The 11,374-nt window shown below is 63.7% G+C and carries 10 protein-coding genes and 1 pseudogene; 9 read left to right on the forward strand and 2 right to left on the reverse strand.

The window, feature by feature from the left end; all coding sequences use genetic code 11:
• From WA904_RS19135 to WA904_RS19175, 9 genes and pseudogenes are all read left to right on the forward strand, one after another.
• Positions 1 to 328, forward strand: a pseudogene (locus WA904_RS19135) (ABC transporter ATP-binding protein); the annotation flags it as partial.
• An 11-nt stretch (positions 329 to 339) separates the two neighbouring features.
• Positions 340 to 921, forward strand: a complete 582-nt coding sequence (gene cobO / locus WA904_RS19140; protein WP_425198718.1) for a cob(I)yrinic acid a,c-diamide adenosyltransferase — start codon at positions 340 to 342, stop codon at positions 919 to 921.
• 4 nt (positions 922 to 925) lie between these two features.
• On the forward strand, positions 926 to 1,600 hold the full coding sequence (gene bluB, locus WA904_RS19145) for a 5,6-dimethylbenzimidazole synthase (protein WP_425198719.1): 675 nt from the start codon (positions 926 to 928) through the stop codon (positions 1,598 to 1,600).
• Entirely contained in the window at positions 1,600 to 2,610 is a 1,011-nt protein-coding gene (cbiB, locus tag WA904_RS19150) for an adenosylcobinamide-phosphate synthase CbiB (protein ID WP_425198720.1), read from the forward strand. Before bluB ends, cbiB begins: the two co-directional genes overlap by 1 nt.
• Positions 2,611 to 2,624: 14 nt before the next feature.
• Positions 2,625 to 3,626, forward strand: a complete 1,002-nt coding sequence (locus WA904_RS19155; protein WP_425198721.1) for an aminotransferase class I/II-fold pyridoxal phosphate-dependent enzyme — start codon at positions 2,625 to 2,627, stop codon at positions 3,624 to 3,626.
• On the forward strand, positions 3,623 to 5,080 hold the full coding sequence (locus WA904_RS19160; RefSeq protein WP_425198722.1) for a cobyric acid synthase: 1,458 nt from the start codon (positions 3,623 to 3,625) through the stop codon (positions 5,078 to 5,080). Before WA904_RS19155 ends, WA904_RS19160 begins: the two co-directional genes overlap by 4 nt.
• Before the next feature lie 50 nt (positions 5,081 to 5,130).
• Positions 5,131 to 5,571 (forward strand): potassium channel family protein, encoded by a 441-nt coding sequence (locus WA904_RS19165; RefSeq protein ID WP_425198723.1) that lies wholly within the window; start codon positions 5,131 to 5,133, stop codon positions 5,569 to 5,571.
• A gap of 112 nt (positions 5,572 to 5,683) precedes the next feature.
• Entirely contained in the window at positions 5,684 to 6,196 is a 513-nt protein-coding gene (locus tag WA904_RS19170) for an HXXEE domain-containing protein (protein ID WP_425198724.1), read from the forward strand.
• 101 nt (positions 6,197 to 6,297) lie between these two features.
• Positions 6,298 to 8,607 (forward strand): helicase C-terminal domain-containing protein, encoded by a 2,310-nt coding sequence (locus tag WA904_RS19175; protein ID WP_425198725.1) that lies wholly within the window; start codon positions 6,298 to 6,300, stop codon positions 8,605 to 8,607.
• Between the two features lie 85 nt (positions 8,608 to 8,692).
• Here WA904_RS19175 and WA904_RS19180 read toward each other — a convergent pair whose 3' ends face one another.
• Positions 8,693 to 8,998 carry a LuxR C-terminal-related transcriptional regulator gene (locus WA904_RS19180; RefSeq protein WP_425198726.1) on the reverse strand — a complete coding sequence of 102 codons (306 nt, stop codon included), beginning with the start codon at positions 8,996 to 8,998 and terminating at the stop codon, positions 8,693 to 8,695.
• A gap of 271 nt (positions 8,999 to 9,269) precedes the next feature.
• On the reverse strand, positions 9,270 to 11,171 hold the full coding sequence (locus WA904_RS19185) for a sensor histidine kinase (protein WP_425198727.1): 1,902 nt from the start codon (positions 11,169 to 11,171) through the stop codon (positions 9,270 to 9,272).
• Positions 11,172 to 11,374: the final 203 nt, after the last annotated feature.

Genomic DNA, 11,374 nt, shown 5'->3' on the forward strand with positions numbered 1-11,374 from the left:
GCGTGTGCTGCTCGCACGCGCGCTGGCGGTCGAGGCGCAGGTGCTGCTGATGGACGAGCCGCTGGCCAACCTCGACCCGCCCCACCAGGCCGACTGGCTGCGCATGGCGCGCGAACTGGTGAGCGCCGGCAAAACCGTGGTCAGCGTGCTGCACGAAGTTTCCTTTGCGCTGCAGGCCGATGACCTGGTCGTCATGGCTTCAGGCCGGGTGACGCACCAGGGCGCTTGCAGCCATCACGAGACCCACCGAGCCCTCGAAGAAGTGTTCGACCACCGCATCGCCGTTCATCAACTCGCCGGCCAGTGGCTGGCGGTGCCCAGAATTTGAAAGACCACACCATGCAAATCGAAACACCCCCGACAGAAAAGCGCTACGAGAAACCTGAGGGCGAACGCCGCGGCCTGATCATCGTCAACACCGGTGACGGCAAGGGCAAAAGCACGGCCGCTTTCGGCCTCGCCCTGCGCGCCCACGGCCGCCACCATGTGCATGGCAAGGCCGTGAAGATTTTCCAGTTCATGAAGGTGCCGAGCGCGCGTTTCGGCGAACACCGCATGTTCGAGCAGCTCGGTATTCCCATTGAAGGCCTGGGTGACGGCTTCAGCTGGAAGAGCCAGGACCTGGAACACTCGGCCCAGCTCGCGCGCAACGGCTGGGAAAAAGCCAAAGCCGCTATCCTCGGCGGTGAAAACTTCATGGTCGTGCTGGACGAGCTGACCTATCCGCTGATCTACGGCTGGATGCCGCTTGACGACGTGCTGCAGACACTGAAGAACCGGCCCAAGGACGTACACGTGGTCATCACCGGCCGGCGCTGCCCGCCCGAGATCATCGAGATTGCAGACACCGTGACCGAGATGTCCCTGGTTAAACATGCGTTCAAGGCGGGTATTCCAGCCCAACGCGGCATTGAGGACTGACTCGGTGGTAGAGGCGGTTCGCAGCCATGCCTTTTCGGCGCCCGAGATCGCTGCGGTTTACCGCGCCATTGACGAGCGGCGCGACATGCGGCATTTTTCCGGCGGCGAGGTTGCGCCCGAACTGATGCGGCGTCTGCTGCAGGCAGCACACCACGCGCCCAGCGTGGGATTCATGCAGCCCTGGCGCTTCATCCGCATCTCGACCCGTCCATTGCGCGAGGCTTTGCATGCGTTGGTGGAGCGGGAACGTGTCCTGACGGCACGCGCCCTCGGCGAGCGCGAGGAAGAATTCATGCGGCTCAAGGTGGAAGGCCTGCTCAGTGCGGCAGAGGTCTGGGTGGTGGCGCTGGCGGATGGCCGCGAGAAACATGTCTTCGGCCGCCGCACCCTGCCGCACATGGACCTGGCTTCCGCTGCCTGCGCCATCCAGAATCTCTGGCTCGCGGCGCGCGCCGAAGGCCTGGGAATGGGCTGGGTGTCGTTGTTTGAGCCGGGTGCCGTCAGTGCGCTGCTGCAGATGCCACCTGGCGCGGAGCCGATTGCGTTGCTCTGCATTGGTCCCGTGGATGGTTTTTATGAAGAACCCATGTTGCAAAAAGAGCGCTGGGCCCGCCGCAGTCCGCTGGACGATTTGATCTACGAAGACAGTTGGGGCCGGGCGATGACCGCCGCTGCGTGATGCTGCTCGCCTTGCAGTCACTCGTTGATCCGATGGCTTTGACTGCCACCGCGGCCTGTCTGCTGGCCGCCTTGGGTTTTGCGCTGGGCATGGACCTGCGCTGGGGCGAGCCGGCCGCTGCGTGGCATCCGGTCGTCTGGATGGGGCATTACCTGAACGCCTGCGGACAACGCCTCAAGCGCAGGCCGCCGGCAATGGCTTTTTTGGGCGGCGGGCTCGCATGGTGCGTAGGCGCCGCAGCGGTGGGCCTGCTCGCGGCCTGGCTGCAAAGTCTGATCGTGGGCTGGCTGCAGCGTTCTGGTTGGCATCAACTGTCATGGTCAGGCTGGTTGATGTTGACCGCGCTGGTGCTGCTCCTGGCAGTTTTGCTCAAACCCATGCTGGCCTGGCGCATGCTGCGCGATGAGGTGCAGGCGGTGGAGGCTGCTTTGCAAACCTCGCTTGCGGCGGGGCATGAGCGCTTGTCATGGCTGGTCAGCCGCGATGTCGGCCAGCTCAGCGAGAGCGAGGTGCGTGAAAGCGCGATCGAGTCGCTGGCTGAAAATCTCAACGACTCGGTGGTGGCGCCGGTTTTCTGGTTTGTGCTGCTGGGGCTGCCCGGCGCAGCCGTCTACCGCTTTGCCAACACGGCCGATGCGATGTGGGGCTACCGGGGTGAATGGGAATGGGCAGGCAAGTGGGCTGCGCGTGCCGATGATGTGTTGTCCTGGGTGCCTGCCCGGTTGACGGCCGCCCTGATATGGCTGGTTGCGGGTGAGTTTCGTCTGGCGGGCCTGCGCCGGGAGGCCGCGCAAACCCCGTCGCCCAACAGCGGTTGGCCGATGGCCGCCATGGCGCTGGCATTGGGTGTTTGCCTGCGCAAACCCGCTGTGTACGTCTTGAACAAAGCTGGCAGGGCACCGCAGGCTGTAGACACGGTTTTGGCCGTCAGTATTGCATCAAAAGTGGTGTTTGCCCTTATTCCCTGTGCGCTACCAGCTACGTTTTTGATAGCGCTTGGAATGGCCTGATGGAAACAGGAAAAATGTTTCCAGCACGCAGCCACGGTGGCGCCGATGGAGAGGGCGTGCCGTTGTACGATTTTTCGACCAACAGCAATGCCTGCGGTCCGTGTCCGCAGGCGCTACTTGCCGTGCAGCAGGCCGACGCTTCGGTCTACCCTGATTCTGGCTACACGGGTTTGCGTGCGCGGCTCGCTGCTTTTCATGGTGTGCCGGTGCAGCAGGTGCTGCTGGCGGGCAGTGCCAGCGAGTTCATCTTCCGTGTGACCTCGCTGGCCGCGCAGCGTGCCGGTGCCGCCGTCTGGTTACCGCCCTACAGTTATGGCGATTACGCGCAGGCAGCGCGAGCCTGGAAGCTGCCGGTGGTGGCTGATCCGAGGCTGGCACAGCTGCGCTGGGCCTGTGACCCTTCCAGTCCACTTGGCGCGGCGCAGGCCGCGCTCGAGGAATTGGCCGATTCGACCGCGCTCTGTGTACTCGACCGCGCCTACGAACCGCTGCGCCTTGGTGATGCACCTGCCTGGCGCGCCGAAGTCCTGCAGCAGTTCTGGCAGCTTTGGACACCCAACAAGGCATTGGGACTGACGGGCGTGCGTGCCGCCTATGTGGTGGGTCCTCCCGGCTCGGAAGATCTGGTGGCGCAACTGGAGAGCCTGGCGCCTTCGTGGCCGGTGGGTGCGCACGGGGTTGCGATGCTGCAAGCCTGGACTTTGCCCACGGTGCAAACCTGGCTGGCGGGCTGCCTGCCTGTCTTGCGTGAATGGAAGGCGCGGCAAATTGCGTCGTGTGAGGCACTGGGCTGGACCTGCCTGCCCAGCGAGGCCAATTTCTTTTGCGTCCGGCCTGCCTTGCCGAAGGGAACGAGTCTGCAGGAAGCACTGGTGCAGTTGCGCCGGCACGGTATCAAGCTGCGCGACACCGCGTCCTTCGGTTTGCCGGGGCAGGTCCGGCTGGGCGTGCTGGCGCCGGCGGCGCAGGACGCGCTGCACAATGCGTGGCAACACATCATCAGGAAAGCAACATGACCGCCAAAAGCGTGATGGTTCTGGGCACCACCAGTGGCGCAGGCAAAAGCTGGCTGACCACCGCACTTTGCCGCTATTACGCGCGCCAGGGCCTGAAGGTCGCCCCCTTCAAGGCGCAGAACATGAGCAACAACGCCAGGGTTGTGGCTGGCGGCGAAATCGGCAGCGCGCAGTACTTCCAGGCCCTGGCGGCGCGTGCCGTTCCTGAAGTGCGCGTGAATCCGCTGTTACTCAAGCCTGAAAAGGACACGCAAAGCCAGGTCATCCTGATGGGCCAGGTCAACGTCGAGCTTTCGCGCATGGCCTGGCGCGGCCGCAGCGCCTCGGTGTGGCCGGTGGTCGCGCAGGCGCTCGACGAGCTGCTGGAAGAAAACGACGTGGTGGTGATCGAAGGCGCAGGGTCGCCGGCCGAGATCAACCTCAAGGACAGCGACATCGTCAACATGCGTGTGGCGCAACACGCCCATGCCGCTTGTCTGCTGGTTACTGATATAGACCGTGGCGGTGCGTTTGCGCATCTGTATGGCACCTGGGCCATGCTCGACGAAGCAGAGCGGCAGTTGATCAAAGGTTTCGTACTCAACAAATTCCGCGGGGATGCGACGCTGCTAGCACCCGGCCCGCAGATGCTGCAGGACCTGACGGGGGTGCCCACCGTTGCCACGCTGCCGATGTGGTGGCAGCACGGCCTGCCCGAGGAAGACGGCGTTTTTGACGACCGCAGCACGGCAGCAGGCATCGTGAGCAAGACCGTCGCCGTGGTGGCCTACCCGCGCATCAGCAACCTCGACGAATTCCAGCCCCTCAAGAATGTGCCGGGCATCCACCTGAAGTGGGTGCGTAGCCCGGCCGCGCTTGCCGGCCTGCTTGAGACCGACTGGATCATCCTGCCCGGTTCCAAACACACCAGCGGCGACCTGGCCTGGCTGCGCGGGCAGGGGCTGGACCAGGCCATTGCGGCGCACGCCGGCCGGGGTGGGGCGGTGCTCGGCATCTGCGGCGGTTTGCAGATGCTGGGCGAAGCGCTGATTGATCCGCATGGTATTGACGGCAACGGGCCCGGCCTGGGCCTGCTTCCTGTGGTCACCCTGTTTGAAGAAGGTAAAACCGTGCGGTACCGGCAGACCGGCTTTTCATCCGTGACAGGGGCGTGGGCCGCCCTGTCGGGTGTGCAGGTGCAGGGCTACGAAATCCACCACGGCCAGACCGCACCGCACAGCGCCATGGCCGCGGCCGGCGATGTGGCGCATGCCGTCATGCCCGAGGGTCTGGCCTGGCAAAACGGCAGCGGCAATGTGCTGGGTGTGTACCTGCACGGCCTGTTTGAAGACCCTGCGGTGCTGCGTGCCCTGTTCGGTGCCAGCACACCGACGCTGGAGTCGGTGTTCGAAGGCCTGGCCGACTATATTGACCGGCATTTCGACGCAGGTGTGCTGGACGCACTAATTGCCTGAAGAAGGCCCGTGCGGCTAGCGCCTATAGTTCGTATGTCTCCAACAACCCTTTGCACCGCGCCAACGTGATCGCCATCGTCCTGGTCAATATTGCAGTCGTCCTGGTTGCCGTGGTCATTCACTACGAATTCCTGTTCCGGCTCACCCGATGGCTACCGAAGGTCCGGATCAGGCATCGCCTCAGGGTATTGCTGGGTGTCGGTGGCGCCCTGGTCGCCCATGCGGTGGAGGTCTGGCTGTTTGCCGCCGCCTATTACCTGATGCATCACGCCAAAGGCTGGGGCCAACTGACGGGCAACTTCGACGGCAGCTTCATGGACTGCGTCTATTTTTCTTTCTCCACATTCACCACCCTGGGCTTTGGCGATATCCAGCCCGTGGGCGATTTGCGCTTCCTGACAGGCATCGAATCCCTGACCGGCCTGGTGCTGATCACCTGGACCGCCTCTTTCCTGTTTGTGGAGATGCAGAAGTTCTGGGATTCAAAATAAGCCGGAGAGCGTTGATGCCCGTCCCCGAACTCTCGAACCGGCACCTCGGTGCCGTTTGGTGCAATTCCCCCGGCGCACGGCGCGTCCGGAACAGGGGCTCTGGCTTGCGCCCATGAGTCTGTCGCTGCTTGGCTGGCTGTTCGCCCTTGGTGTGGTGGTGCACAACGTCGAGGAAGCCTGGCTGCTTCCCGCATGGTCGGCGCGTGCCGGCCGCTGGCATGTCCGGGTGACCCCGGCGGTGTTCCGCTTCGCCGTCACGGTCCTATCGGTTGCCGTGCTTGCTGCAGCCTGGCTGGCTTCTTCCGGTGGTCCGCGCAGCTTCGGTGCGTATTTCATTGCAGGCTACGCCCTGGCCATGGCGCTGAACGCGCTGGTTCCCCACCTGGTTGCGACCCTGGCACTGCGCCGCTATGCGCCCGGTACCGCCACAGGCGTGCTACTCAACCTTCCACTGGGCAGCTGGCTGGTCTGTCGTTCGCTCGCGGAAGCTTATGTGGATCCCGCGGTTTTTGCAGTTGCCGGACCGGCCACCGTTTTTATCCTGCTGGCGTCCATTCCTCTGCTCTTTGCTGTGGGACGGAAGCTGACTGGGCAGCCGCCGGAACACATACAGGACACACGGTAGGCGCAAGCGGGGCGGTACTCCAGTGAGTGCACTCCGGTCCGCCCCCGCCGGCTGGCTACAATACTGGCTATCCATACAGCCCCTAGCCAGCAAGCCCGCCCATGACCCCCGCCCCCCACACGGACAAGCCCTATGTCGTGGCCGTGCGTGCACTGTGCGAGTTCACGGCCAAGCTGGGGGACTTGGACCTGCGTTTCACGCCTTCGCCTTCCGCGTTGGAAGGCATGGCCGGGCACCGCATGGTGGCCATGCGCCGGCCTGCGCATTACCAGACCGAAGTCAGCCTGAGCGGCGACTATAAAAACCTGCGTGTGCGCGGCCGGGCCGACGGCTACGACGCCGAGCAGGGCCAGCTCGAGGAGATCAAGACCTTTCGCGGTGAGCTGGAGGCCATGCGCGAGAACCACCGCCACCTGCACTGGGCACAGCTCAAGGTCTACGGTCACCTGCTCTGCCAGAAGGAAGGGCGTTCCGGCGTGCGGCTCGCGCTGGTGTACTTCAACGTCGCCACGCAGGACGAGACCCTGCTGACAGAAGAATGTAGCGCCACCGAGCTGGAAATTTTCTTTGAAGAACAGTGCGAACGCTTTCTCGACTGGGCCGGGCAGGAACTGGCGCACCGCCGCGCGCGCAACGAGGCGCTGGAAACCCTGGCATTCCCGCACGACAATTTCCGCCCCGGCCAGCGCGACCTGGCCGAGGCCGTCTACAAATCAGCCAGCAGCGGCCGCTGCCTGATGGCGCAGGCGCCCACCGGCATCGGTAAAACCGTGGGCACGCTGTTCCCGCTGCTCAAGGCCTGCCCGACGCAGCAGCTCGACAAGGTATTTTTCCTTGCTGCCAAGACGCCGGGCCGGCAGCTTGCGCTGGACGCCGTGGCGCGCATCCAGCGCAGCGCGCCGGCCTTGCCGCTGCGCGTGCTGGAGCTGGTGGCCAAGGGCAAGGCCTGCGAACACCCGGACAAGGCATGCCATGGTGACGCCTGCCCGCTGGCCAGGGGTTTTTACGACCGGCTGCCGGCGGCGCGCCGTGCCGCCGTGGCTATTGCCGGGCCGCTCGACAAAAATGCATTGCGCGAGGTGGCGCTGGCGCACGAGGTCTGCCCGTATTACCTGGGCCAGGACCTGCTGCACTGGAGCGACGTGGTCATCGGTGACTACAACTACTACTTCGACATCAACGCCATGCTTTACTCGCAGACGCTGGCCAACCAGTGGCGGGTCAGTGTGCTGGTCGACGAAGCGCACAACCTGGTCGAGCGTGCGCGCAAGATGTATTCCGCCGAGCTGGATCCCTCACGCCTGGCGCTGGCGCGGCAGGGCGCGCCCACGGCCATCAAACACGTGCTGGACCGTCTCAAACGCAGCTGGTACGAGCTGCACCAGGAGCAGGCCGACGCCTACCAGGTGTATGACGAGGTGCCGCAGGCTTTTCGCGGCGCACTCCAGCAGACGGCCAGCGCCATCCTGGACCACCTGGCCGACCATCCGGCGGGCATAGCCGCCAGGCTGCAGGACTTTTTCTTCGAGGTGCTGCATTTCTCGCGCATGGCCGAGCTGCTGGACGAACATTCGCTGTTCGACATCACGGACACCGGCGAAACCGGCGGCGCCGTGCTGTGCCTGCGAAACGTGGTGCCTGCTGCTTTCCTGTCCCAGCGTTTTGCCGCCGCGCGATCGGCGGCGCTGTTTTCCGCCACCCTGAGTCCGTCGCACTACTACAGCGACATGCTGGGCCTGCCCGACAACACCGCCTGGGTCGATGTGGCCTCGCCCTTCAGGGCCGAGCAGCTGTCGGTGCAGGTGGTGGACGATGTGTCCACGCGTTTCCAGCACCGCGGGCATTCGCTGTCACCCATGGTCGAGCTGATGGCGCGGCAGTACGCCGCGGCGCCCGGCAACTACCTGAGTTTTGTCAGCAGCTTTGATTACCTGCAGCAGCTGGCCGAGCTGTTCAAGGCGCGTTATCCGGCCATTCCCGTGTGGGAGCAGTCGCGCGGCATGGAAGAAAGTGCCAAGCGCGGTTTCCTCGAGCGTTTCACGCCCGAGACGCGTGGTATCGGTTTTGCCGTGCTGGGCGGCGCGTTTGCCGAGGGCATCGACCTGCCGGGCAAACGCCTGATAGGCGCGTTCATCGCCACGCTCGGGCTGCCGCAGATCAACCCCGTGACCGAGCAGATCAAGTTGCGCATGGAGGCCAGCTTCGGCAAGGGCTACGACTACACCTATCTGTACCCCGGTCTGCAGAAAGTGGTGCAGGCAGCCGGTCGTGTGATACGCACCGAGTCCGACCAGGGTGTGGTCTACCTGATCGATGACCGCTACGCGCAAGCGCAGGTGCGTGAACTTTTCCCGGGCTGGTGGAAGGTGGAGTACCAGCAGGCGCGGGCGCAGCGGCGGCACGCCGCCTGAGCCGGCCGCGCCGGAAGTTTCAGGAAAAATCGGCCACCAGCCCTTGCGGGTCGGGCGAAGGTAGCTATGAAATGTGTAGCAATTGTCAGCCGAACAGGCCCAGCCGGCGCGCCGCAAACATCGCCTGCATGCGGGTGGACACCTGCAGGCGCGTGAACACGATCTGGATATGCCCGCGCACGGTATACGGCGACAGATCCAGCCGGCGCGCGATCAGCTTGTCGGACATGCCTTCGCACAGCAGGGTGAGCACCTCGCACTGGCGGGCGGTCAGGGAGGGCCTGGCAAGTTCACCGCCGGTCGCAGGAGACGCGGAGGGCGCGCAGACGCCATGCATGCCTGGACGAAACTGGGCATGGTCTTCAACAGGCAGATTTTGCAGGGAATTCATGACTGGATTAGACCGCCGTGCGGGCCGTGCAGCAAGCGCCGAACCGCTTTCTGGCGGGAAATGCTGTCACAAGAAATAGTGACAGACAGCGAAAAAAAATGGCGCTAGCGCAGTGGTGCATGCTTGATGGAACAAATAAAAGCGATGGATTTTGGGTCAGGGCAAGGCGCAAACCACAGCGATACCCGAGGTATCGCGCGGATTTGCAATGCCGCCATGGCGCAAAAGACGCGCTTTGAGGTTCCAGACAGCGTGCAACACTGCACTAAGCTCAGGCGGGCTTGCGGCTTTCCGGCAGCCACAAGGTCATGCGGGTACCCGTGCCGTCGGAGTCCCAGCGCACTTCGCCGCCAATCGACTGCGCCCGGCGCAACTGGTTCTGCAAACCCTTGCCGCCTTTCTTCAACGCATTTTCCAGCGAGAAGCCTGGCCCGTTGTCGGTGATGGTCACGGTCACGCCGCCGTCGCCGGCACCGGTGCTGACGCGGATTTCATGGGCCCGCGTGTGTTTGAGGATGTTCGCAAAAGCCTCCTGAAGGATGCGCAGGATATGCAGGGCATTGCGCGGATCGAGCCAGTCCAGCGCCGGCACGTCCACGACTTCCCAGCGCAGCGTGATACCTGCAGCAGCCAGCCGCGGCCCCAGGCGAAAGCGCAGGGTGGCCAGCAGCAGCAGCAGGTCGGCCTCGACCGGCTCCATCGAATCAATGGTCAGCTTCAGGTCGTCAATGCAGCCCTTGAGCACCTCGGCGACTTCCGCCTCGCTGACGCGGCCGCCTTCGACCACACGCAGCGCACTGACCAGCGAGGAGCCCAGGCCGTCGTGCATGTCCTGCGTCAGGCGCTGGCGTTCGTTGCTCAGGGTCTGGCGGTGCTCGATCCGGCGCATCCGTTCATAACTCATGGCCAGTTCAGCTTCACGATCACGCAGACTTTTCGCCAGATTGGCATTGACCTGTTCGGCTTCGCCGATAGCGCCCACATAGCGCCTGAAAATGATATAGCCGAACATCACAAACAGTCCGATGATGCCGTAGGGGTTGGTGTACACCCCCTCGGGACTGACCCAGTTGTTTTGCAGCGCGAGGTCGTAAGCGCTCAGGGCAATGGTCGCTACAAACCAGCCCGCCATCAGCCACACCTCACGCGAGCGGGTGCGCAGGGCATTACGCAGCGCATCGGCGGAAATAAGCATCGCCAGCGGCAACATCAGCAGGTAAAGCAGCGGCGTGATCAGCACCAGGTCGGGCAGCAGTTCTATCAAGCCGGGCAGCGTCAGCACATTGGTTGCCGTCGTGATGCCTACCAGGCAAGGCGTTAGCCAGCGCAGCGGGCGCTTGTGCAAACGCTCCATGAAGCTGTTGACAAACACGATCAGCCACATCAGCGATGCCACCGTGATCCATTGAATCCACACGTCGGGCAGCGGCAGGTAATTGCCGCCAATGTAATAGTGCTGCATGCGCACAAAGGCCGCCGCCGAAGTGACGAAGAACAGCAGGTAAAGCGACTCATGCCGGCGCTTGCACCAGGTTGCCAGTGAAAACAGACCCAGCGCCAGGAAAGCCGAAACACCGACAAACGGCAATTGATTCTGAAGCAAAGCGCGCACCTGGTAACGCCAGACCAGTTGCCGCGCTGTCCCCACCCACGCGGTCGATAGCGCGCTGCCGCTGGCCTGCAGCCGGTTGATGCGCAGTAGCACACTTGCCGGAGCCGGCACGCCGGCAGCGCCGTCGAGCCGCAGCAGCAGCGGATGGTTGTAGCCGTTGTAAACCAGGCTGCCTTCGGACTGGTAGAGCAATTTGCCGTCGCCATAAATCGCCAGTTGGCCGATGGTCTTCCAGCGCGGAATATAAAGATGTACTGCCTCTGCAGAAGGTTGCAGACCAGCCAGATCAAGGCGGTACCAGTCGGTGACGGTGCGCCCCGCGCCGGTCGGGCCCAGGATGTCGCGCGGCGCGGTGTACGGCAGCACGATGTCCTGCCAGCCGCCGGCCGGCAGCGCGGCATCGGACGCGTTGGGGGCAGGTGGCGTAAAGCCGCTGCCGGCGACGGAAAGCAGTTGTGCCCGCATCAGGTGAACAGCAGTGTCGTCAGGGTCTGAAGCGCAGCCTGCGGCAGAAAATGCCAGCACCAGCAGCAGAAACACCATCCGGATGTGGTGTTGCATCCTAGTGTCCTGTCCCACAAATAAAGGCGATATGAAATCGCCCAGTCAGCCGCCATGCGGCGTTGGTCGTCGTTGTCATAGCTACGGCTATGTCGCCTCCTCGCGCCTTGCCTGACAGCTGACTGGACAATTTCATTTCATCACCTTAATTGCGGGACAGAACACTAGCCCTCCAACAACCCCTGGTTTCTGGCTTCATAAAT

It is taken from the genome of Polaromonas sp., from assembly GCF_049790275.1.
Taxonomy (GTDB): Bacteria; Pseudomonadota; Gammaproteobacteria; order Burkholderiales; family Burkholderiaceae_C; genus Polaromonas.

Excerpts from the sequence above, each read along its gene's own strand:
- cobO (WP_425198718.1), top strand. The coding sequence starts at position 340 with ATGCAAATCGAAACACCCCCGACAGAAAAGCGCTACGAGAAACCTGAG.
- cbiB (WP_425198720.1), top strand. The coding sequence starts at position 1,600 with ATGCTGCTCGCCTTGCAGTCACTCGTTGATCCGATGGCTTTGACTGCC.
- WA904_RS19155 (WP_425198721.1), top strand. The coding sequence starts at position 2,625 with ATGTTTCCAGCACGCAGCCACGGTGGCGCCGATGGAGAGGGCGTGCCG.
- WA904_RS19160 (WP_425198722.1), top strand. The coding sequence starts at position 3,623 with ATGACCGCCAAAAGCGTGATGGTTCTGGGCACCACCAGTGGCGCAGGC.
- WA904_RS19170 (WP_425198724.1), top strand. The coding sequence starts at position 5,684 with ATGAGTCTGTCGCTGCTTGGCTGGCTGTTCGCCCTTGGTGTGGTGGTG.
- WA904_RS19175 (WP_425198725.1), top strand. The coding sequence starts at position 6,298 with ATGACCCCCGCCCCCCACACGGACAAGCCCTATGTCGTGGCCGTGCGT.
- WA904_RS19180 (WP_425198726.1), bottom strand. The coding sequence starts at position 8,998 with ATGAATTCCCTGCAAAATCTGCCTGTTGAAGACCATGCCCAGTTTCGT.
- WA904_RS19185 (WP_425198727.1), bottom strand. The coding sequence starts at position 11,171 with ATGCAACACCACATCCGGATGGTGTTTCTGCTGCTGGTGCTGGCATTT.